This is a genomic window from Variovorax sp. RKNM96 (assembly GCF_017161115.1).
Classification (GTDB): Bacteria; Pseudomonadota; Gammaproteobacteria; order Burkholderiales; family Burkholderiaceae_C; genus Variovorax.
This window is the reverse complement of sequence record NZ_CP046508.1, coordinates 5,243,348-5,265,392: the sequence shown is the minus strand read 5'-3', so window position 1 is coordinate 5,265,392 and position 22,045 is coordinate 5,243,348. Positions and strand designations below refer to the sequence as shown.

The 22,045-nt window shown below is 67.3% G+C and carries 23 protein-coding genes; 16 read left to right on the top strand and 7 right to left on the bottom strand.

Annotated features, from left to right (window positions below; translation table 11 throughout):
* Window positions 1–8: 8 nt before the first annotated feature.
* The 4 genes from GNX71_RS24350 to GNX71_RS24335 all read left to right on the top strand — a co-directional run bounded on the left by GNX71_RS24350 (window position 9) and on the right by GNX71_RS24335 (window position 5,068).
* On the top strand, window positions 9–962 hold the full coding sequence (locus tag GNX71_RS24350; RefSeq protein ID WP_206174799.1) for a quinone oxidoreductase: 954 nt from the start codon (window positions 9–11) through the stop codon (window positions 960–962).
* Between the two features lie 70 nt (window positions 963–1,032).
* Window positions 1,033–1,947, top strand: a complete 915-nt coding sequence (locus GNX71_RS24345) for a LysR family transcriptional regulator (protein WP_206174798.1) — start codon at window positions 1,033–1,035, stop codon at window positions 1,945–1,947.
* Window positions 1,948–2,315: 368 nt separating this feature from the next.
* Window positions 2,316–3,911: a tannase/feruloyl esterase family alpha/beta hydrolase gene (locus GNX71_RS24340; protein WP_206174797.1), complete on the top strand. Its 1,596-nt coding sequence runs from the start codon at window positions 2,316–2,318 to the stop codon at window positions 3,909–3,911.
* Window positions 3,908–5,068 carry an ABC transporter substrate-binding protein gene (locus GNX71_RS24335; RefSeq protein ID WP_206174796.1) on the top strand — a complete coding sequence of 387 codons (1,161 nt, stop codon included), beginning with the start codon at window positions 3,908–3,910 and terminating at the stop codon, window positions 5,066–5,068. The genes GNX71_RS24340 and GNX71_RS24335 overlap by 4 nt, the downstream gene beginning before the upstream one ends.
* A 34-nt stretch (window positions 5,069–5,102) precedes the next feature.
* On the opposite strand, the gene GNX71_RS24330 is transcribed toward GNX71_RS24335, so the two are convergent.
* Complete coding sequence (locus GNX71_RS24330; RefSeq protein ID WP_206174795.1) at window positions 5,103–6,008, bottom strand: AraC family transcriptional regulator; 906 nt, start codon at window positions 6,006–6,008, stop codon at window positions 5,103–5,105.
* 115 nt (window positions 6,009–6,123) lie between these two features.
* Here GNX71_RS24330 and GNX71_RS24325 point away from each other — a divergent pair, with 115 nt between their 5' ends.
* The 5 genes from GNX71_RS24325 to GNX71_RS24305 all read left to right on the top strand — a co-directional run bounded on the left by GNX71_RS24325 (window position 6,124) and on the right by GNX71_RS24305 (window position 12,155).
* A complete protein-coding gene (locus tag GNX71_RS24325) occupies window positions 6,124–8,094 on the top strand; it encodes a tannase/feruloyl esterase family alpha/beta hydrolase (protein ID WP_241027041.1) in 1,971 nt (656 codons plus the stop codon).
* Between the two features lie 195 nt (window positions 8,095–8,289).
* A complete protein-coding gene (locus tag GNX71_RS24320; RefSeq protein ID WP_241027040.1) occupies window positions 8,290–9,894 on the top strand; it encodes a phospholipase D family protein in 1,605 nt (534 codons plus the stop codon).
* 91 nt (window positions 9,895–9,985) lie between these two features.
* A complete protein-coding gene (locus tag GNX71_RS24315; RefSeq protein WP_206174793.1) occupies window positions 9,986–10,132 on the top strand; it encodes a hypothetical protein in 147 nt (48 codons plus the stop codon).
* 4 nt (window positions 10,133–10,136) lie between these two features.
* Entirely contained in the window at window positions 10,137–10,493 is a 357-nt protein-coding gene (locus GNX71_RS24310) for a hypothetical protein (protein ID WP_206174792.1), read from the top strand.
* Between the two features lie 108 nt (window positions 10,494–10,601).
* A complete protein-coding gene (locus GNX71_RS24305; RefSeq protein ID WP_241027039.1) occupies window positions 10,602–12,155 on the top strand; it encodes a serine hydrolase in 1,554 nt (517 codons plus the stop codon).
* Here the strand turns inward: GNX71_RS24305 and GNX71_RS24300 are convergent.
* The gene (locus GNX71_RS24300) at window positions 12,121–12,993 is read right to left on the bottom strand and encodes a class I SAM-dependent methyltransferase (protein ID WP_206174791.1); all 873 of its coding nucleotides are present in this window, start codon (window positions 12,991–12,993) and stop codon (window positions 12,121–12,123) included. The genes GNX71_RS24305 and GNX71_RS24300 overlap by 35 nt on opposite strands.
* Window positions 12,994–13,071: 78 nt before the next feature.
* Here GNX71_RS24300 and GNX71_RS24295 point away from each other — a divergent pair, with 78 nt between their 5' ends.
* The 4 genes from GNX71_RS24295 (at window position 13,072) to GNX71_RS24280 (ending at window position 15,389) form a co-directional block, all read left to right on the top strand.
* Entirely contained in the window at window positions 13,072–13,512 is a 441-nt protein-coding gene (locus GNX71_RS24295) for a helix-turn-helix domain-containing protein (protein WP_206174790.1), read from the top strand.
* A 95-nt stretch (window positions 13,513–13,607) separates the two neighbouring features.
* On the top strand, window positions 13,608–14,447 hold the full coding sequence (locus tag GNX71_RS24290; protein WP_206174789.1) for an alpha/beta hydrolase: 840 nt from the start codon (window positions 13,608–13,610) through the stop codon (window positions 14,445–14,447).
* A 48-nt stretch (window positions 14,448–14,495) separates the two neighbouring features.
* Window positions 14,496–15,056, top strand: coding sequence for a hypothetical protein (locus GNX71_RS24285; protein ID WP_206174788.1), 561 nt, complete (start codon window positions 14,496–14,498; stop codon window positions 15,054–15,056).
* A gap of 18 nt (window positions 15,057–15,074) precedes the next feature.
* A complete protein-coding gene (locus GNX71_RS24280; RefSeq protein WP_206174787.1) occupies window positions 15,075–15,389 on the top strand; it encodes a hypothetical protein in 315 nt (104 codons plus the stop codon).
* Window positions 15,390–15,409: 20 nt separating this feature from the next.
* Here the strand turns inward: GNX71_RS24280 and GNX71_RS24275 are convergent, their stop codons facing one another.
* Genes GNX71_RS24275 through GNX71_RS24260 form a run of 4 tightly spaced genes read right to left on the bottom strand, consistent with a single transcriptional unit; the run spans window position 15,410 to window position 18,783 of the window.
* Entirely contained in the window at window positions 15,410–15,997 is a 588-nt protein-coding gene (locus GNX71_RS24275) for a hypothetical protein (protein WP_206174786.1), read from the bottom strand.
* A gap of 15 nt (window positions 15,998–16,012) precedes the next feature.
* Complete coding sequence (locus tag GNX71_RS24270; protein ID WP_206174785.1) at window positions 16,013–16,807, bottom strand: DUF899 domain-containing protein; 795 nt, start codon at window positions 16,805–16,807, stop codon at window positions 16,013–16,015.
* Between the two features lie 30 nt (window positions 16,808–16,837).
* Window positions 16,838–17,512 (bottom strand): PQQ-binding-like beta-propeller repeat protein, encoded by a 675-nt coding sequence (locus tag GNX71_RS24265; RefSeq protein WP_206174784.1) that lies wholly within the window; start codon window positions 17,510–17,512, stop codon window positions 16,838–16,840.
* A gap of 50 nt (window positions 17,513–17,562) precedes the next feature.
* Window positions 17,563–18,783, bottom strand: coding sequence for a helix-turn-helix domain-containing protein (locus GNX71_RS24260; RefSeq protein ID WP_206174783.1), 1,221 nt, complete (start codon window positions 18,781–18,783; stop codon window positions 17,563–17,565).
* Between the two features lie 107 nt (window positions 18,784–18,890).
* Here GNX71_RS24260 and GNX71_RS24255 point away from each other — a divergent pair, with 107 nt between their 5' ends.
* On the top strand, window positions 18,891–19,229 hold the full coding sequence (locus GNX71_RS24255; RefSeq protein ID WP_206174782.1) for a hypothetical protein: 339 nt from the start codon (window positions 18,891–18,893) through the stop codon (window positions 19,227–19,229).
* A gap of 29 nt (window positions 19,230–19,258) precedes the next feature.
* Here the strand turns inward: GNX71_RS24255 and GNX71_RS24250 are convergent, their stop codons facing one another.
* Entirely contained in the window at window positions 19,259–20,230 is a 972-nt protein-coding gene (locus tag GNX71_RS24250) for a LysR family transcriptional regulator (protein ID WP_206174781.1), read from the bottom strand.
* Window positions 20,231–20,429: 199 nt separating this feature from the next.
* Here GNX71_RS24250 and paoA point away from each other — a divergent pair, with 199 nt between their 5' ends.
* On the top strand, window positions 20,430–21,086 hold the full coding sequence (gene paoA / locus GNX71_RS24245; RefSeq protein ID WP_206174780.1) for an aldehyde dehydrogenase iron-sulfur subunit PaoA: 657 nt from the start codon (window positions 20,430–20,432) through the stop codon (window positions 21,084–21,086).
* Window positions 21,083–22,042: a xanthine dehydrogenase family protein subunit M gene (locus GNX71_RS24240; RefSeq protein ID WP_206174779.1), complete on the top strand. Its 960-nt coding sequence runs from the start codon at window positions 21,083–21,085 to the stop codon at window positions 22,040–22,042. Before paoA ends, GNX71_RS24240 begins: the two co-directional genes overlap by 4 nt.
* Window positions 22,043–22,045 lie beyond the last annotated feature (3 nt).

Here is a 22,045-nt window from a genome sequence, read left to right as displayed (position 1 = left end):
AGCAACACATGACCACCACCATTCGCTTTCATCAATACGGCGGCCCCGAAGTCCTCCAGGTCGAGGACGACAACGTCGGCATGCCTGGGCCCGGGCAGGTCCGCCTGCGTCACGAGGCCATCGGCGTCAACTTCATCGATACCGCCTTTCGCCAGGGCGTGATGCCGGTTCCGCTGCCCTCGGTGCCGGGTGTCGAGGGCGCCGGCATCGTCGAGGCCGTCGGGGCGGATGTCACCGGCATCCGGGTCGGCGACCGGATGGCCTACTTTCTGGCGCCAGGCAGCTACGCGCAAGTGCGCCTGGTCGATGCGGCCGCGCTGCTGAAGGTGCCGGACGATCTCTCTTCGGAGCAGACCGTCACGGTGCTGACCAAGGGCCTGACCGCCTGGGCCGGCCTGAACGGCTTCCGTCCACTCAAGGCCGGCGAGAAGGTGCTGGTGCAGGGCGCCTCGAGCAGCGTGGGCACCATGCTCTCGCGCTGGGCCAAGGCAAGGGGCGCCACCGTCATCGGAACGGTGGGCTCGCAGGCCAAGCAGGCGGCGCTCGCGGGCGCCGTCGATCACGTCCTGCGCTCGGGCGACGCCGACCTGGCCGCACAGATCCGCCGGCTCGCGCCCGAAGGCGTCGATGTGGTCTACGAGTTCGTCGGCAAGGCCACGTTCGCCGCATCGGCGGCGGCCGTGCGCGATGGCGGAACCATCGTCACCATCGGTGCGGCTTCCGGTGCGCCGGACATCGACCGGGCGGCTCTCGCCGCGCGCGGCGTTCGCATCGTGGGCGGACCGATGGCGCAGCACGTGCAAGGTGCCGTGGCACAGGCGACCGGCGACGTGTTCGATGCGTACCGCAAGGGCGTCTTCGGTGCGCTCGACGTGGCCCGCTATCCGCTCGCCGAAGCGGCGCGGGCGCACGAGGACATCGCGGCCCGGCGCAAGTCGGGAGCGATGATCCTCGTGCCCTGAGCGGCAATTCGCTGGACATCCAGCGTGCAAGCAGATATTTTTCCGTCGGTTTCATCGACGGGAGCGATAGATGCTGGACGGCGTTTCAATGGATCAACTGCGCACCTTCATCGCGGCCGCCGATGAAGGCAGCTTCTCGGCCGCCGGACGCAAGCTGCGCCGGGCCCAGTCTGTGGTGAGCCAGACGCTGGCCAATCTGGAGGCGCAGATCGACGTGCAGTTGTTCGACCGCAGCGCGCGATATCCGACGCTGACCGAAGAAGGCACGGCGCTGCTGGCTCAAGCCCGCTCGGTGGTCCATGGCATGGATGGCTTCAAGGCCCGGGCGCGCACGATTTCCGAAGGGCTCGAGCCGGAGCTGTCGGTCGTCGTCGACGTCATGTACCCCATGGACTCGCTGACGGTGGCGGTCGGCCTGTTCCGGGCTGCGTTTCCGCACACGCCGCTGCGCCTCTATGTCGAGGCTCTCGGCGCCGTGGTGCAGCCGGTGCTCCAGCGCGGCTGCAGGATCGGCATCATGGGGTCCATGCCTCTCGTTCCGGAAGAGCTCGATGCGGAAAAACTGCTCGACGTTCCGATGGTGACCGTGACGGCTTCCTCGCACCCGCTGGCCGCACAGAAGCGCGTCATCGCGACGCGAGAACTGGAGCAGCACGTTCAACTGGTCCTGACGGACCGCACCTCGCTCACCGGCGGCAAGACCTTCGGCGTGTTCACTTCATCGATCTGGCGGCTCGCGGACCTGGGCGCAAAGCATGCGTTTCTTCGCGCGGGTTTCGGATGGGGGCACATGCCGCTCGCGATGGTGCGCGGCGACATCGAATCGGGGCTCCTCGCTCCGTTGCGGCTGGAAGCCTTCCAACCCACCACGCCGCCGATTGCGATGTTTGCCGTGTACCGCAAGGACTTGCCGCCGGGTCCTGCCGGACGATGGTTCCTCGAGCACCTGAAGGATGCGGCACCGGTGGGCGTTGCACTGAAGTAATCGCCATCGCACGCGCACGCGATCTGCGGGTCCTGGACTGGTCTCCCGCGCCAGGCGTCGCGGCTGCGGCCTGCGCGATTGTCAGTCTTACGGGTTAATCCCGAGCCTTCGCCGCTTGCCTGCGTTTGCGCTCCTGCGTTAGTCTCGCCCTGCTTTTAAACCGACCGGTCGGTCGGTTGATCGGCCATTCGGGCGATGAAGCAACCAATCGAGATTTGCCGAACACCCGGCGCACGACTCAAACACTGGAGAAAACCATGCGCGACGAAAAACGTGGGCCCCGAGCCCTGTTGTCAAAGGGCTTGCTGCTGGCTGCGGGCTTGGCCCTGCAGGCCTGCGGAGGTGGCGGGGGCGGAGGCGGCAGCTTCTTGCCGATCGTTCCCGCACCCGCACCCGCACCTGCGCCGGCACCGCCCGCACCATCGCCTGCAGGCCCCACCGCCGAGCAACTCAAGGCCACCTGCGACGCCCTCAAGGGACAGGTCATCGAAGGCGTGACCGTCACCGGCACCGTGCGCTTCGAGGCCAAGGCGCCGATCAATCCGTCGGGCTTCTGCCAGGTGCTCGGCACGCGCGCGCCGTTCCTCGACATCGAGATCGACGTGCCCGACAACTGGACCGGCCGCTACTGGCAGCAGGGCGGCGGCGGTTTCGACGGGCGCATCGCCTCGGTGGTGACCACCGATCCGGGTGGCGCGGTGATCGCCGTCAGCCCCGTGCTCGCCGTCAAGGGCGCGGTGTATGCGGCGTCCAACGGCGGCAACCGGGCCAGCGTTCCTGTGCAGGCTGCGCCCGGCGTGTGGCTGAGCGGCACGCCCGACGCCCGGCAATCGGCCATCGACTATGCGTATGCCGCCGGCGGCACCACGGTGCGTTTCGGCAAGGCCGTCGCCAAGGCTTTCTTCGGCAAGGCGCCGAGTCACAGCTATTTCAACGGCTGCTCCAACGGCGGCCGCAACGCCTACATCGCCGCGCAGCGCTGGCCGCAGGAGTTCGACGGCATCGTCGCGGGATGCGAAACCATGGACATGGGCGGAACGGTCACCGGCCTGATGAACACGGCTGCCAAGGCAGCCACGCCGGCCGAGATCAGTCCGCCGCAGTACGCCGCCGCCTACGCGGCCGCGGTGGCAGCCTGCGACGCCAGCGACGGCGCGACCGACGGCTACCTTGCCAACCCCGGCGCATGCACCCTGCCTGCCGCATCGCTGCAATGCGGTCAACCCGGCGCGAATGCCGACCCTGCGCTGTGCCTGACAGCCGCGCAGGTTCCCACGCTCGCAGGCCTGCTCAGCGACCTGACCCTGGCCACCGGCGCCACCGCGTACAGCAAGTACAACTGGACCAACTTCGCGCCTGCGTCCGCGATTCCCGGTGTGCCGGCTCTCGGTGTCACGAGCTATGGCGGCCTGGGCGGCGGCTTTGCGTTCCTGGCGACCAACGATCCGCTGTGGTTCGGTGCTCCGCCTCCGGGCACGGCACCGGCGCCCAACCTGGCCAGCTTCGACGTCAACCGCGATTACTACGTCTTCAGCAGCGGTCTTCAGCGCCTGGGCGCCGACCACGACAAGAACGCCATCGCGGCCTACGTGGCGTCGGGCCGCAAGCTGCTCTCCTGGCACGACGCGGGGGATCCATTGATGTCGGTCAACGACCACGTTCGCAACTTCACGACCATGTCCAATGCCGCCAAGTCGTTCGGGCTGGCCGACCCTCGCACCAACGCGCGCATGTTCATCGTTCCCGCTTCGACGCACGGCGCGGGCGGCAACCTGAACGAGGTCGACTGGCTCGGCGCGGTCGTCGACTGGGTGGAGAACAGCAAGGCACCGGAACAGCTGACCTACAGCTTCATGGCCGGCGCCACGGCCCGCACGATGCCGGTCTGCGAGGCGCCGAAATATCCGCGCTACAACGGGACGGGCGACGTCAACGCCGCGGCCAGCTTCACCTGCACGCCGTGAGGGCTGGCGCTACGGCGACGCGGCGTCGCGCGCTGCGGATCATGGGCGCCGGTGCGGCGGCGCTGATCGCGGCACCGTGGGCGTCGCCGGCGCCACGCGCCGAGGCGGACGCGGAGATCCTGATCGGCCAGTCGTGCCAGTTGAGCGGCCCGCTCGCGCCGCTGACGCGCGAGCTCCAGGAAGGCGCGGGATGGTGCTTCGAGCAGATCAATGCCAGGGGCGGCGTGCACGGGCGGCAACTGAAGGTCGTTGCGCTGGACGACGCCTACGACCCCCAGCGCACGGCAGACAACGTACGGCAACTGATCGAGAAGCATGGTGTCTTCGCGCTCTTCAACCTTGCGGGCACGCCGACCACGCTGGCTGCGCTCCCGCTCGTGCGGGAGCGCAAGGTGCCGCTGATCGCGCCCTTCACGGGAACCGATACCCTGCGCAGCGGCTTCGACAGGTATGTCTTCAACGTGCGCGCGGGCTATGCGGACGAGATCGAGAAGATCGTGCAGCACCTGAGTGTCCTGGGCATCGATCGCGTGGGCGTGGCCTACATGAACAACGCGTTCGGCACGGGAGGGCTCGATGCCGTCAAGAGCGCGGCCGTCAGGCGCGGCGTCGCGCTGGCGGCGGCTACGCCACTGGAGGTGGACGGCAGCGGGCTGCGAGCGTCGGCGCAGGATCTCGCACGCGCCAGGCCGCCGGTGGTCATCCTGGCCACGGCAGGCAAGGTCACGAGCGACTTCATCGCGGCCTATCAATCGTCCGGGGCCAGCGCGCAGTTCTATGCCTTGTCGGTGGTCAGTTCCCAGCAACTGATCCAGGCGCTCGGCGATCGCAGCAAGGGCGTCGCCATCGCCCAAGTCATGCCCTATCCGTGGGGCAGCGCGACGAAGCTGGCGCGCGAACTCTCCGACCTGGCGAGCCGCAAGGGCGTGGAAGTTGGCTACAACCACATGGAGGGCTTCGTGTCCGCCAAGGTGCTCGTCGAAGGCTTGCAGCAGGCCGGTCCGTCCCCGACGCGCGAGAGCTTCGTGCGAGGGCTCGAAGGGCTTCGCGAACTCGATCTCGGCGGCTATGTGGTGCGCTTCTCCGACCGCAACCACAACGGATCGAGCCATGTCGAGCTGACGATCGTGGGGGCCTCGAAACGCGTCCTGCGTTGATCGGTCATTCGCGGGCGGTGTCGGCCAGGGCGAATCAACGGGGCAGGGCACCGCCGGATTTTTTTCGCCGGAACTCTCCGGGCGTGATGCCGTAGGTGTCCCGGAACAGGCGCGTGAAGTGGCTCTGGCTCGCAAACCCCGCTTGCGCCACCACGTCCACCAACGCGGCGTTCGACGAGCGCATCAGCCCGCGCGCGACCTCCAGTTGCCTGCGAATGATGAACTGGTGCGGCGAGGTTCCCGTGGACTTCCTGAAGATGCGGACGAACTGCGACTTGCTCATGCCCACGCTCGTCGATAGCGCCGTGAGCGTCAGTTCGCTCATCGGCTTTTCCGCGATGAGTTCGTTCAGCCGCGACCATTGCCATTCCGTCAATGTCCCGCGCTCGCGCACCGGCGCCTGCCCGCGGCTCCGGATCAGGTGGGCCAGCACGCCACAACTCAACGACTCGGCATAAAGAGGCCCGTTGGGGCAGCCGAGCCGGACTTCGCGCAGCATCGCCCGCAGCACGGCGGCCAGGGAAGGATCGTGGAACTCGACGGACTGTCGAAGATTCACGGGCAGGTCTTCTTGCGCCAGGCCCTGGTGTTCGAGTGCGGTCAGGTCGAGCGGAAGCAGCAGCCGGCGGGCATCCCGGCAATCGACCTGGTTCACCCGGATGCGCGTTTCCGCGTTGAACAGCGTGAAGGCACCGACGCCTGCATTGAGGTCGTGCTCGCGACCGCCAACGGTCATGCGCGAGGTGAGGGTGCCGGATTCGATCATCGAGAGCGTCGGCGCGATCGTGGTGAAGCTGCTTGTCCAGGCCCCCTCGGGGGTGCCGACCCACGCGAAGGGCAGGCCATTCCAGGCGGCAGTCAACGAGGGCGCAAGAAGACTCGCGTTCTCGCGATTTCGCGTTGCATCGTCCAGGGCAGTGCGACTCAGCTTGAAGACCATGTTTCCTCCAGAAGGTCGGCGAGCCGACATGGCAACTGCGCCACTCTAGTGTTTTTGCTGAGGGTCGTTTGTTCAAAAGTGAGTCGAACAGGCAAGACCGGCTTGCGCTCGCCCATTGAAATCGACCCGCGGCGCTCGATCGCGCCGCGCGGTCGTGCAATGTCTGCCCGCCGAACAAGAACTCGGAGAAAACACAATGACCAGTGCGCGGTATCGTCGTTGCAATCGATGGCATTTCCTGGCTGCCGGACTCGTGCTTGCGGGGCTGACGGCATGCGGAGGAAGTGGGGATGCCGGTTCGGCGCTCGGCCTGGTCTTGCCTCCCGCGCCGCCTCCGACCGACACATCCGGCGCGCAAGACCTCGCATGCGACGACTCGATGAAAACCGGCTTTGCGCCGGATGCGAACACTTCGGTCCTTCTGGCCAGGACCTTCAGGAAGGGCGACCCGCTCCTGCTTTCCGGCACTGCAACGCCGGCAACGCCCATTGCGCAAAGCGACCTGTGCCTGGTGAAGCTGATCGTGGGGCCGGGGCATGCCGGACCTTCGGACGCACCTTCCACCACCGCCGGGATCGGGATCGAAATATGGCTGCCTGCCAAGGTCGCCTGGAACAGGAAGATCCATTTGATCGGCGGCACTGGTTGGGCGGGTGGAACCCAGACCTCCCCGAACGCGATCTCGTTCAGTCCGCTCGCCAGCCCCTGGGACGTGGCTGGCGTGGAGGGCGCCGTATCCGCAACGACCGATACAGGGCACACGATGTCGAACGGCGACTTCCTGATGAATGCCGATGGAACCGTGAACACTGTGGGGTGGTCCGAGTTCTCCGAACGCGGCATCCATGACATGACGCTCAAGACCAAGGCGCTCGCCAAGGCGTACTACGGCGCGGACGCGAAATACACCTACTGGCACGGCAGCTCGACCGGAGGGCGCCAGGGGCTCAAGCAGGCACAGGCGTATCCCGGCGATTTCGATGGAATCATCGCCAGCTCGCCGGCCATCCACTGGACGAGGTTCAACACCGCCACGCTCTATGGCCAACTGATCACGCAGCGCGATTTGGGCGGTGTCGCCATGAGCATCGCGCAGGTCAACGCGGTGTCTGCTGCGGCGCTCAATGCATGCGACATGGTCGGCGGAAAACATCTGGGCTACCTGATCGACCCTTCCCAGTGCGCCTACGACCCTCAGCAGGATCCGCAAGTGCTTTGCACCGGCAGCGGAGGCAGCAATACAGATGCCACCACCTGCGTTTCGAGCGCGCAGGCACGCAGCCTCGTCAAGGTCTGGTACGGGCCCACGCGCGATGGCTCGGTGCCCGCTCCCGCGACGGACACGGGATACGCCGTGGGCCTCGCAGGGCCGCGCCTGTGGTACGGCTATCCGCGTGGCGCGACGCTGGCGACTTCGCCATTCGGCGGCGGTGCCATCCTGGGACCGGTGAATCCGCAGACCCTGGCAACGGACACGATCGCGCTCATTCGGCAGGACCCCACGTTCGCAACCCCGAGTTTTCTCAATGCCACGGGCAACGGCGCCGATGGCTGGAAAAACCTCACCTACGCCGATCTCGGCGCCACCTTCGATCGAGGGATTGCTCTGCAAGCCGCGTTCGGCAACATCAACACGGACAACCCGGACCTGACAGCGTTCCAGGCGCGTGGCGGAAAGCTCATCACCTTCGTCGGACAGTCGGACGACCTGATTCCGCATCAGGGGGTGCTCCAGTACTACACGGCCGTCGCGAATCAACTCAATGCCGCGTTGAAGTCGCCGCCCGCCGACACATTCGCGGCGGCCAATTCTTTCTACAAGCTCTATCTCGTTCCCGGAATGGGCCACTACGGAACGAACGGGACCGTCAACGCCGACGCGAACCCACCGGTTCCGAGCGAGGCGCTCAAGTACGCGATGCTGACCGACTGGGTCGAAAAGGGCATCGAGCCCGGGCGCGTCGATGTGACGAGTGCGGCAACGAGCACTGCACCCGCAAAGAGCCAGCCGTTCTGCGTCTATCCACTCAAGGCGACCTATCAGTCGGGCGATGCTTTCGCGGCTGCCAGCTACGCATGCCGGTAACGCTGGCCGTCCGGGTGGACCGGATGGTCAGCGTTCCGGAAGTTTTCTGGACGACACTGTCGCCTCGCCCCGTTCTGCGAACGGGTGGAACGCCTTGATCGCGCCGCAGGAAACAAAAGTATGGGGATCAGAATGCTTCCGGGGTTGCTCGCGTCTGCCGGCGAGGCCGCAGTGCCGCGAAGCTTCGCCCGATCGGTGTTTCGCTCGGTCTTGGCGCTCGGCTTCGCCGTCGCGCTCGCGGCGTGTTCCAGCCTGCCGCCGCAGATCGCCACACCGCCGACCAACGCCATCGGCGACTACGCGCAGACGCCCCTGGGCGCCATCACGCAAAAGGTGCTCCCCACCGACGGCCGCTCGGGCTTCCGTCTCCAACCCTACGGCCCCAATTCATTCGCGACCCGCATCGAGCTGACGAAGCTCGCCACCCGCAGCCTCGACGTGCAGTACTACCTGCTGCAGGGCGACAACACCGGCCGCGCGCTGATGCGCGCCATGCGCGATGCCGCGGCGCGCGGCGTTCGCGTGCGCCTGCTGGTCGATGACCTCTACACCTCCGGCGAGGACGACCTGCTGCTCGGCCTGGCCAGCTATCCCAACGTCGAGGTGCGCCTGTTCAATCCGTTCCCCGGCGGCCGAAGCAGCCTTGTCACCCGCTTCATCAGCTCGGGCTTCGAGTTCCGCCGCGTCAACCGGCGCATGCACAACAAGCTCTTCGTGGCCGACAACGTCGCGGCCGTGGCCGGTGGCCGCAACATGGCCGACGAATACGTGATGAACGCAGAAGGCAGCAACTTCATCGACATGGACACCTTCGTGGCGGGGCCGGTGGTGCGCGACCTCTCCGCCGAGTTCGACCACTACTGGAACAGCGAGGTCGTGTACCCGCTGGAGCGCATCGCGCACAGCACGCTGAACCGCGCGCAACTGCAGGACAACTTCGAACGCCAGACCGCGGCCGCCAAGCCGCCCGAAGCAGCCCAGATGCCGCTGGACGGCAGGCCGCTCCATCCGAGCGCGGACGATCCGCCCCTGGTGCCGCTCGAACTCGTGCCCATGCTCAATCTTCCGTTCGAGCTGGCGAACGGCCAGCTGAGCCCGCTGCTGTGGGCCAACGCGCGGGTGCTGTTCGATCCACTCACGAAGACGCAGGGGCTCAACGAGCGCGAAGGCTCGATCAAGGGCACCGTCACCGAAGGCGTCATCCGGTGGCTCATGACGGCCGACAAGAACATCAAGATGGTCTCGCCGTACTTCGTGCCGAGCGAGGAGGCCGTGGCGAATCTCGTGCGCGCGCGCAAGGCCGGCCTTGGCGTGGAGCTGGTGACCAACTCGCTCGCATCGACCGACGAGCCCTCGGTCTACGTGGGCTACTGGCCGCACATCAAGGAACTGCTGGCCGCGGGCGTCACCATCTACGAGATCAGTCCCTCGCTGAGCGTCAAGCGCCGCAAGCTGGGCGTCTTCGGGCACCGCACCGGCGCGCTGCACATGAAGAACGCGATCCTCGACCACAAGGAGGTGTTCCTCGGCTCGATGAACCTCGACCCGCGCTCCGCGAGGCTCAACACCGAACTGGGCATCATCATCCAGAGCGAGGAAATGGCGCGGCAGCTGGAAAGCTTTGCGGATGCCGGCAGCGCCTACACGCTGCGCCTGGGTGCCGACGGCCAGAGCGTCGAATGGGTGGAGGAAGACGACGACGGCAAGCAGACGGTGTATGACGTGCCGCCCGAGACCACCGCGTGGCAACGCTTGCGATTGCGCCTGCTGGCGCCGTTCATTCCCGAGCAGGAGCTCTAGCGGGTTGCATGGGTGTCCATGGCCCTTGGGAGCAAGGGCCTGTTGCCAAAGAACACGTCTTGCGCGCGGCATCGGTGAATAAACTGCCCCGATGAAACGCAAGAGCCTGGGCATCGGAACGGGCCTGGCCGTGGGCGTCGCCATCGGCCTGGTGATCGACAACATCGGCATGGGGATCGGCATCGGGCTCGCGCTCGGCATCGCGCTGTCCCTGGCCGTCGACAGGAAGGACAAATGACGTCATGAGTACCGCTGGCGATATGGACGACATGGAAACCTGGTTGCTCGAAGCAGGCGACGAAATCATCGAGAAGCGGGCGGAGCAGGGCGATGCATCGCTCTCGCCATCCGAGCATGCGATCTATTGCATGTGGGCCCTCGACTACGCCGTGAGGAACGCGGGCTCTCTCGATGCGTTGGAAGACGTGCACGAGACCGCGATCGAAGACCTCGCGGCCTTTGCCCGCACGCAGAAAATCGGCGTGCTCTCGGTGCTGCTCGACATGGCGGCTGACGAGGAAGCGTTCATCGATGCGTACTACGTACAGTTCGACGCCGCTTGCACCGAACTGAGGCGTTGCAACGAATCCCGGCATTGACCGGACACGGCCGCGACCGGTCGGGCTGACTGCGCGCATGGCGATGGCCCGAGGCCGGGCATGTGGCGCGTCGATATGATCGGCGCCAAACAACTGAGGAGACCGGCGATGCGCGTGCATGGAAAGACCAATTCTTCACTGGCCCACCTCGCAATCGCATTGCTGTTCGCAGCCTTGCCGCTCAAGGCCGCGCTGGCCGACGAGCCCGCCGCATGGCCCACCGCAGGCTGGGCCACGAGCACGCCCGAGGCGCAGGGCATGGACTCGGCGGCGCTCGCCAAGCTGGTCGAACGCGGCGAGGCGAACGGCCTGGACAGCATCCTCATCACGCGCCACGGCAAGCTGGTCGCCGAGGCCTACTACGCGCCGTACCGCGCGGGCCTCAAGCACACGGTCAACTCGGTCACCAAGGCTGTCGTCGGCACGCTCACGGGCATGGCCATGCAGGATGGCTTGCTGGCCTCGCGCGACCAGCCCGTGCTCGAGTTTTTTGCCGATCGCACGGTGGCCAACGCCGATGCCGCCAAGAAATCGATCACCCTCGGGAACCTGCTCGACCAGACCTCGGGCCTCGACTGGAAGGAGAAGCTCGATGCCAGCGTGCCCGAGAGCCTGATCCAGCTGCGCCGCAGCCGCGACTGGCAGGGCTTCGTGCTCGACCGCCCGATGGCGCAGGCGCCCGGTGCCGGCTTCAACTACAACAGCGGCAACTCGCACCTGCTGTCGGCCATCGTCGCGAAGAAGACCGGTGGCAGCACGCTGGCCTATGCGCAGAAGCGGTTGTTCGCGCCGCTGGGCATCAGCGACGTGCGCTGGATCAAGGACCCGCAGGGTATCGAGGCCGGCGGCTTCGGCCTTTACTTGCAGCCGCGCGACATGGCCAAGATCGGCTACCTCTACCTGCGCAAGGGCCAGTGGGCGGGCCGGCAACTGCTGCCTGCCGAATGGGTGGAAAAGGTGTTCAGCGCTTCCGTCGACATGGGCTTCGGTGCGAAGCCGGCCTACAGCTACGCCAATGGCTGGTGGACCATTCCGGAAAAGCGCGCCTACATCGCGGCGGGCTACAACCGACAACTGATCGTCGTGCTGCCCGAGGTCGACGTGGTCGCCGTGACCACGAGCCGGCGCAACTTCCCGATGGCGCCGTTCATCGACATGATCGTCGCCGCCGCACGCTCGGCACAGCCGCTTCCCGCGGACAGCGCCGCAGAAGCGCAGCTGGCGGACCGCATCCGCGATGCGGCCATCGAGAAGCCGAGCGCTGTCACGCCCGCACCCGAGCTCGCGGCCACGGTGTCCGGCAAGGTCTGGCAGTTCGATCGCAACATGCTGGGCATCAAGAGCCTGGTGCTCGACCTGAAGGCCGCAACGCCGAGCTACGAGATCGTGTTCGACGGCAAGGACCCCGGCGCCACCGCGCAGCCGCTCGCAGGACCGATCGGGCTCGATGGCCTTTTCCGCATCAACGACAAAGCGCCCAACGCGCCCGTTGCAGTCAAGGGCAACTGGCTCGACGCGCAGAGCTTTCGCATCGACTCGCGCGTGCTGGGCGAAGACGAGGTGACGATGTACACCCTGCGCTTCGACGGCCAGCGGGTGAACGTGGCCTTCGAGAACAACCGCGGCTTCAAGGCGCAGATGCAGGGCAGGGCGGCGGAGTAGCCGTCGCCGCGATCATCCAGCAGGCGGCCGTGAAGCGCACTTCGTCGCCATGCACGAACGGATCGAAGGCCGCACGCACGGTGCCGATGACCCGCCGGCGCGTCGCTTCGTCCATGTCCTCGAGAACCTGGCCGACGGCGCCGAGCCGCGTGAAATAGCCGACCAGATCCTTCTCGGGATAGGTGCAAGCCACGTCGATCGGCTGGATGTCGATCTCGCCCCAGCCGCTCTCCTGCAGGATGGAGGCGACCCGATCCCGGTCCGCGAAGGCGAACTGCCCCGGTGCACCGGGCTGACGCACCGGCAGGTTCGGCAGCAGCGGTGCCGCTGCGCGTTCGGCGGCGGTCATGTAGGGGTTCTCCGCGGCGCTTCGCCATGCGATGACCTGCAGCCGTGCATTGGCGCTTGCCGCACGGCGCAGGTTCGCGAAGGCGGCCACGGGGTCGCCGAAGAACATCACGCCGAAACGCGAAATGACGAGGTCGAAACTCGCGGGCTCGAAGGCGTGGGTCTGGACGTCGGCGGCGATGAAACGGGCCGTCGCGCCTTGCTGCGCGGCGCGTGTGCGGGCAACGGCGACCATCGGCTCCGAGATGTCGACGCCGAGGCAGTTGCCCTGCGCGCCAGCCGCCCGCACCGCTGCCAGCGTGGTGCTGCCCGTGCCGCAGCCGACGTCGAGCACCCGCCGCGCAGACGTGGCGCGCACCGTGTCGGCGAGCAGGTCTTCGAACCGGATGAACATCCGGTCAAGCGTCGCCTGTCCGTCGATCCAGGCACGGCCGGCGCGTCCGTTCCAGAGCGCGGCCTGTTCGTTGGGGCTCGTTTGCGTGGCATTCATGGTGTCGGTCCTTTGCATGCCTCCGGAAAAGAGGCGAAAGCTAGACTGTGCAACTTCAAGTTGACTTGAGGTCAAGCGGTGCAGCATCTGGACATTGCCGAGGTGGCGCAGCAATCGGGCATTCCGGCCTCGACGCTGCGGTTCTACGACGAGAAGGGGCTGATCGTCTCGACCGGCCGGCGCGGGCTGCGCCGCCTGTTCGACCCCGGCGTGGTGGAGCGATTGGCGCTCATCACCGTAGGCCGCGCCGCCGGCTTTTCGCTCGATGAAATTGCCCGCATGTTCGCACCGGAGGGCTCGCCGCGCATCGACCGGCAGATGCTCGCGGCCAAGGCCGATGAGCTCGACCGGACCATTCGCAAGCTGAGTGCCATGCGTGACGGCCTGCGCCACGCGGCCGTGTGCCCCGCGTCGAGCCATATGGAGTGCCCCACGTTCCGCCGCATCGTGAAAGCTGCCGGGTCGGGTGCCATCGGCAGGCGAAGGAAGAGGAAAACGCCCCACCCGCCGGGGAACTAAATCCTGACACAACCGTACCCAGGAACGAGGCGAAACTAGGGCACCGCACAAACACAGGCCCCGCGCCACCTGCCTCGCCGCTCAGGAAAAAAATCTTGCTATCCAAAGCCAAAGTCGCCCGCATCGCACTCTCCGCTTCGGCTGCCGCCATCGGCAGCCTCGCCGCCTACTGGACCCTCCTTGCCACGCGGCAGGGGCACATCCTCTTCAATGCCCGCAAGCACCCGGTCGTCCAGCTGTCGGATGACTTTTCCACCTACTCGCACACGGTGCCGGGCGGCATGGTCCGCGGCTATGTCTACCACCCGCAGGGCGAAGACGCGGTGCAGGACCTGTTCATCTATTTCGCGGGCCGCAGCGAAGACGTTCGCGCCACCGCGCAGACGCTTCACTGGCTGCCGGAAGGCTTCGGCTTCGCCGCGATCAACTACCGCGGCGTGGCCGACTCGGAAGGGCACCCTTCGGAAATCGCCTCCGTCGAAGACGGCGCGCAGTTCGCCAAGCACCTGCGCCGTGCCTTCCCCAACGCGCGCCTGCACGTCGTCGGCCGCAGCCTCGGCACGGGCGTGGCCATCCAGCTCGTGGCGCGGCAGCCGTTCGAGAGCCTGCAGCTGGTGACACCCTACGACTCGATGCTGGAGGTGGCGAAGAAGCGCTTTCCGCTCGTGCCGCTGTCGCTGCTGCTGCGCAACCGCTTCGACTCCCTCACGCATTGCGCGGAGGTCGCGGCCAAGACCCAGGTGCTGCTGGCCGAACGCGACGATGTGGTGCTGCCGGAGCGCTCCGAAAAACTCATCGCGGCATGGCCGACGCCGGTGTCCGTGGAGACCGTTCCGGGGTCGGACCACTACAACATCATGGGGCTCGAAGAGACGTGGCTGCGGCTCATCGACTTTGCGTTGACGGCGGTATTGCCGGAGCCGAAGGCGGCGTGAGATAGCCTCGTCAATACGTAAGCAGAATCGACCAATCGGAGGACACCCGTGGGCTATATCTTTCGCGGCTTCCTGACCAACGCCCGTGAGTGCAGCGAGGTGGTCTCCAGACTTTTGCCCTATTGCGAGATCAAACACGAGTACGAGGCCCTGGATGGCCTCATCGTCCGATTCCCCTGCGAAGATGACCTGCACCCCATGGCGGGAGAGGATGAATACCTGCACGTACTTGACCAGATACACGAAGCGCGCGAGGTACTGAAGGTCATTTCCAATCAATTCGCCGAAGACCTGTTCGTTTACGTCGACGTCGAATGCTTTGGAGGGACCTGCATAAATCTCGGCACTCATCTGCTCAACGGTGAAACGATTCGTGCCTTCGATACCCCGGAGTCGGAGGTTGATCTGGAAGAGCTATTGCGTCCTCTTCGAGTTCAGTTCGGACCGGATCAGCATTTCAAACCCTTTACGAGGGGATATTTCGAAATGGATCAGCTGCAGGACTGGCCGCGTGCTCCCCCCGCGGCTGCAGAGCCTGTTCACACTTCGAGTGAAGTTGGGACTTCAATGCCGCGCAAGTCGTGGTGGCGGAGATTCGGGCTTGGTTGACTCGAACATCGCTGCGCAATGAAACGGGCCGCGCTTGCGTTGGGGCTTGGACTGTCGACCACTGCGGTCTGGCTGTGCACGGCATTCATCGCAGGGTCTTCGAGCCACCTGCTGGAGTTTCTTTGGCATACCGCCGTCGCCCCCGCGATGTTCATCAAGTCCTCCGTTTTGCCGCCAGAAGCCGCAGCCTTCGTATTTGGACGAGAGAGTCAAGGTGCACATACGAACCTGCTCGCTGTGTTGACGTTCGTGGTCTGGTGGAGCTTCACTTCCGTATGCATCTGGCTTTGGCTGCGACTGGCTGGAGCAAAGCTGCGTCCCGCAGCGAGCTGAGTGGTCGGCGTTTGCCGACTTCAGACTGGAGGCGACGTCCGTTTGATGCTCCGCAGCCAGCACGCACACGCATCGAAGCCACGGCAAACCCCGCTGGTGATCAAGCCCGTGACAGCGAGCATCGCCGCCGTGTGAACACCGACCGCCGCGAACGCCAGCATCAGTGAATCAGATGCGGCGATCTGTTTGCCGGCCCCGTCCCCCATGCACAGCGGAATCAACGCAGGCACCAGCATCAACCCCGCACCGTGCGCGGTAGACATCATGAAAGACCAGAGCGCCAGCCCGGCATGCCCTGCCGGCGCACGCGCGAGCTTGGGCGTGCGGCCCCAGAGGTGAAGCGCCGCGGTTGCAACGAACAGTGCACCCGCAAGCACCTGCATCACCCCGCGGTCCATCGCGAGGCCAAGCGCCACCGCACCCGCCACCAGCGCAATCGATGCCACATGCCCGACCGCGATCGGCATCAACGCCCGCAACGCCTGTGCCCGATCTCCCGAGCGCACGCCCCACGCGGCAGCCAGCATCCAGCCGGTGGCGGGGTTCAGCCCGTGAAGGGCTCCGACCCCCGCGACCGCGAGCCATGGCCAAAGGTCTGCGCCGGCCACGACATCTCCACGAGGTCAGTCGCCGCCGTGGCAGCACGAACCCGATGCCGCCTTCGCCGTTGCCGGCGCCGGCTCGTACCGGTCGTGGTGCCGCACCCAATCCATCGAGTAGACCGGGTTGTGCTCGTCGCGCCCCTTCGGCACAAGGTCGAGCAGGTTGTACGTTCCCATCATCACTTCGACCCCGCGCTCGTAGGTCGAGTAGGTGTGGAAGACCTCGCCCGCGTCGTCCCTGTAGAACACGCTGACGCCGGGCGCCTCCTGCGCGGGGAAGGGCCGCACGCTGTAGTTGTAGTAGACCTCGCCCTTGCCCTCGGCCCATTCCTGCGGCTTGAAGCTCACGCCGAAGTCGTAGTTGAAGTCGCTGTCGTATGCCGACACCCACTTGAACTGCCAGCCCATGCGTTGGCGAAAGCGCTCGATCTCGGCCAGCGGCGCGCGCGAGACGACCAACATCGTCACGTCGCGATGTTCCAGGTGCACTTTCATGCCGGCGATGTGATCGGCCATGTACGAGCAGCTCGGGCAGCCTTGCTCCCACTCCGGGCCGAGCATGAAGTGCTGCACCACCAATTGGCGGCGGCCTTCGAAGAGGTCGGCGAGCTGGCGCGGGCCTTCGGCGGTGTCGAAGGTGTAGTGCTTCGCGACGCGCGTCCACGGCAAGGCGCGGCGCTCGCGGGCGATCTCGTCGCGCAGGTGCGTGAGCTCTTTCTCGCGCGCCAGCAGCGCCTTGCGCTGGGCCAGCCATTGGTCTTTCGACACGACGGGGTGGTTCTTCAGGCTGTTCGTTTCTGCCACGGCGGTGTTCATGGTGTGTTCTCCTTGAGGTCGATGGACCATTCAGGCCCTGGCGGATTTCGGACGGCGCACGGCGCGAACTTTTCCGGTGCCGCCGCCACCGCAATAGAAGAGATCGGCGCCATCGGACTCGAGCCCGCTGATGTTCACGCCGCGCGGCATTTCCAGCCGTTCGAGGACGGCGCCGCTCTGGGGATCGATGTGGCGCAACTCGCTCTCGTCGCCTTCCCAGGTGGCATGCCAGAGCTCGCCGTCGACCCAGGTCACGCCGGTCACGAAGCGGTTCGATTCGATGGTGCGCAACACCGCGCCGGTGGCAGGGTCGATCTGGTGGATCTTGCGGTCGCGGTACTGGCCCACCCAGAGGCTGCCCTCGGCCCAGGTGAGGCCCGAGTCGGCACCATGGCCGGGCGCGGGAATTGACTTCAGCACGTCGCCGGTGGCGGGGTCGATCTTGTCGATGCGCTCCTCGGCGATCTGGTAGAGGTGCTTGCCGTCGAAGGCGGTGCCTGCGTCGGCGGCACGGTCCAGTGTGCGGGTCTGTTCGCCGCTCTCGGGGTCGAAGGCGATCAGCCGGGCGCCTGTGGCGGCCCAGACGCGCTGGCCGTCGTGCGTCACGCCGCCGACCTTGTCGACGCCTTCGAAGGGGCCGTACTCGCGCACGACCTCGGCCATGCGCGGGGTGGGCTGGGTGCTGCTGTCTTTCTTGCTGCTCATCGTTGGCTCCTTGTGGGAAGGCACCGCGGATCGGCGCCTTGGAGACAACTTTATGCAATCGGCAGCGCGGAGGGGAGTAACAAGATCGTCGTGAATCCCGCGAGCGGCGGCGCGAGCCAGCGCTGTGCCCGCGCCCGCCCGATGGCGCGCACGCGACCCTCGGCCTCCAGTTCGGCGAGTGCGCGCTGCACCGTGCGCTGGCTGGCGCCCAGTGCGAGCGCGAGGGCCGAGGTGGACCACGCTGCGCCGTCGGACAGCAGCGCCACCAGCGAGGCCTGCTCGCCATCGATGGGTGGTGCCAGCAGCACCACCTCGCGCCCGTCGCGCGGCTTGAGGACGAAGCCACGCGTGGTGGCCTCGATGCCGGCCTCCGCTGCCACGAGCGCGCGCAGGCGGCCGATCTCGACGCGCAGACGCGCGCGCAGCGTTTCATCGGGGTAGCGGGTGTTGAAGGCGTAGGCGATCAGTGCTTCGCGCTCGACGTCGCCGGGCCAGGCTTCCGCGAGCGCACGCGCCAGCGCGAAGAGCACGGGCCGGCGCGCGAGCGGCCGCCATGCGCCGCCGGCGCCGACACCGCGACGGCAGGCATCGACCACCAGTGCGTCCGAGGCCAGGAGTGCGGCGACCTCGTCCAGCCGCAGCGCCTGCTCACCGCCGGGAAAGAGCCGTCGCGCGGCGGGGCGGTCGAACCCGGCCAACGCTTCCGCCACCTCGGCCGCGAGCGCCGGCACGCGGGCGCGCCCGGCCGCTTCGTGGGCACGGGCAAGCGACGCACGCGCAGGGCCGATGCGCAGCGAGCGCAACGCCAACTCGGCCGCGGTGAGCTCGGCCACTGCCGCCAGCGGTGGGGACAGCGCCTGGCCATCGAGCATCGCCAGCGCGGCGGCGGCTTCGTCGAGGCGGCCGAGCAGCAGCAGCCGGCGCGCCGCGATGAGCCGCGCCTGCCGCGCGTTGGCGAAATCGTCATGCGCTTCGAGCTTTGCCGCGGCTGCCGCGAGCGCGCGTGGCGTGCCGCCGAGATCGCGCATCGCCATCGCCACTTCGGCCTCGGCGACGATGCAGCGCGCACGCGCGAGCTCTTCGTGCGCGCCGAAGGCGCGCGCGGCGCGGCGTAGCAGTTCGCGGGCACGCGGGTGTTCGCCGAGCTGCGCCATCGCGATGCCGCGCAGCGCCAGCGCGGGCGGATCGTCGCGCAGCGCGACCCGCTTGAGCGCGCCGAGCGCGTCCCCGGCGGCGAGGGCGCGTGCGGAGGCGGCGATCAGGGAGTCCATCGCGCGGAGGCTACACCGGCCGGCGGCCATCATCGATCGACATGTCCGGCCGGCATGCTTCCTCCCGTCCTACACGCATCTCGCTACACGGTCGTGAGGATCGCCCCATGAACAAACTGATCCTTGTGGGCGTGAGCGTGGTCGCGTGGTCTTCGTTCGCCACCGCGGAAGAGGTGAAGGTGCCCATCGACAACGGCGAGAAGGGCACCGTCTACGTGGCGCCCAACGTCAACTCGACCGAAACCTCGGCCTACACCAAGGGCGCGACCGTCGGCGTGCAGCGGCCCGACGGCAGCGGCACCTACATCGGCACCGACACCTCCATGCCACGTCCCACCTACTCGCTCGGCGGGAGCACGGGCGGGAACATGTCGTTCAACGGCGGCGTCACCTCCGACGGCAAGGCCAACAACGGCGTGAAGGCTGGCGTCACCATCAAGTACTGATGCAGCGGGCCAAGGGCGTTGCGATGACCTCACTGTCTCGCGAACGCCTTGCGCCCCCTGGCCTCGGCGGCGTGCAACTCCCTGGCCGTGAGCACATAGGCCGTGTTGTCGACCAGCCGCCGCACTGCGAGGTCGATGAAGGCCTTGGCCCGCGCAGGTTGCGCGGCGCGGCTTCCGTAGTACACGAAGGTGCTGGAGTGGTCGTCCACGTGCCGCGTCAGCAGCGGCACCAGGCGTCCCTCGCGGATGTGGGTTGCGGCGATCACGCCGGTCATCAGCCCGAGCACGTGGCCGGCCAGCACGGCTTCGGTTTCCAGCGCCTCGTCGTTGATGCAGAGCGCGGGCACCACGTGGTGCTCCACCCGCGCGTCTTCCACCTTCACGTACCAGGGCAGGACCCGGCCGGTGCCCGGGTGGCGAAAGGCGCTGCAGCGGTGCGCGGCGAGCGCGTTCAGGTTGTCCGGCGCGCCATGCTGCGCGAGGTACGCCGGCGCCGCGCAGATGATGAGCTGCGACGGGAAGAGCCGCCGCGCGATCACGCCCTCGGCCGTCGACTGCCCCACGCGAAACCCCACGTCCACGCGGTCTTCCACCCAGTTGCCGATGCGGTCGTCCAGCTGCACGTCGGGCTGCACCTCGGGATGCTCCCGGCAGAACTCGTCGAGCAGGGGCCACAGCACGGGCGCGAAGGTCGAGCGCGGCCCCACGATGCGCAACGGCCCCGCGATCTCGTCCTTGGCCTGCCGCGCCATGTGCAACGCGCGCTGCAGGCCCACGAGCGCTGGCTGCGCGGCCTCCAGGAACTGCCGGCCCTCGTCGGTGAGCGACAGGCTGCGCGTCGTGCGGTGAAAGAGCCGCACGCCCAGGTGCTGCTCCAGCTGGGCCAGCGCCTGACTCGCCGCCTGCGGCGTGATGCCTTGCGCCGCGGCCGCCTGCCGCAGGCTGCCGAGCTCGGCGGTCTTGGCGAAGGTGGCGATGGAACGCAGTTCGTTGATGGGCATGGTGTGCTCCTTTCGGCGGACTCATTATCAAGAGCAACTTGCCAGTCCTTCAAGGCTGGAGGGGCTATTCGCATGCCGGACAGAAACCTAAAGTGAGTTCACGGGCCGGCGCCATGGGCGACGGCCGTTCTTCCCTGCGCGCGGACTTGCCCCCCGTTGCGGCGCGCGCATCCCCCGATGAAAAAGGAGCGAAAGCGACATGACCACGACGACGCCCGACAAATTCACCATCTCCCGACGCGGCCTGCTCAAGACCGGCGCCGCGGCCGCCTCGGTGCCCGCGTTCACCGGCGCCCCCGCGGTGGCCGCGCCGGCCCCGGCGGCCGGCGGCACGGCGCTTGCCCGCGTGACGCTCGTCTTCAACGGCAAGACGCAGCGCCTGTCGCTCGACACGCGCACCACCTTGCTCGATGCGCTGCGCGAGCACCTGCATCTCTCCGGCACGAAAAAGGGCTGCGACCACGGCCAGTGCGGCGCCTGCACCGTCATGCTCGATGGCCGGCGCATCAACGCGTGTCTCACGCTCGCCGTGATGCACGAGGGCGCGAAGGTGACCACCATCGAAGGCCTCGGCGCGCCCGGCCGCATGCATCCGATGCAGGCCGCGTTCGTCAAGCACGACGGCTATCAGTGCGGCTATTGCACGCCGGGGCAGATCTGTTCGGCCGTGGGCATGCTGGGCGAAATCGCGCAGGGCGTTCCGAGCCACGTGAGCGCCGACCTCACGGCCAGGCCGCAGCTCTCGACCGTCGAATTTCGCGAGCGCATGAGCGGCAACATCTGTCGATGCGGCGCCTACAGCAACATCGTCGAAGCCATCTCCGAGGTGGCAGGCGTGGCGGGGGTGAAAGCATGAGAGCCTTTACCTACGAGCGGGCCACGTCGCCTGCGCAGGCCGTTGCGGCCGCTGCACGCACACCGGGCGCGCGCTTCATCGCAGGCGGCACCAATCTGCTCGACCTGATGAAGCTGGAGATCGAGACGCCCGGCCACCTGATCGACGTGAACGGCCTGGGCTTCGACAAGATCGAGAGCGCGCCGAACGGCGGCCTGCGCATCGGCGCGCTGGTGCGCAACACCGACCTGGCCGCGAACGAGCGCGTGCGGCGCGACTATGGCGTGCTCTCGCGCGCCCTGCTCGCGGGCGCCTCGGCGCAACTACGCAACAAGGCGACCACCGCGGGCAACCTGCTGCAGCGCACGCGCTGCCCATACTTCTACGACACCAACCAGCCGTGCAACAAGCGCCAGCCCGGCAGCGGCTGTTCGGCCATCGGCGGGTTCAGCCGGCAGCACGCGGTGATCGGCGCGAGCGACGCATGCATTGCCACGCAGCCGAGCGACATGGCCGTCGCGATGCGCGTGCTCGATGCGGGCGTGGAGACGGTGCGCGCCGACGGTTCGCGGCGCACCATCCCGATCGCCGATTTCCACAGGCTGCCCGGCGCCACGCCGCAGGTCGAGACCGCGCTCGCGCCCGGCGAGCTCATCACCGCAGTGACGTTGCCGGCGCCCGTCGGCGGCAAGCACGTCTATCACAAGGTGCGCGACCGCGCGTCGTATGCGTTCGCGCTGGTCTCGGTCGCTGCGATCGTGCAGCGCGACGGCTCGGGCCGCGTCGCACTCGGCGGCGTGGCGCACAGGCCGTGGCGCGTCGAGGCGGCCGAGCGCGAGCTGCCCCGCGGCGCGGCCGCCACCACCGCCGTGCTGCTGGCCGGCGCCCAACCGACCGAGCAGAACGCCTTCAAGGTGACGCTGGTCGAACGCACCCTCGATGCGGTGCTGGCAGATGCCAAAGAAGCCAGGAGCTGAGCG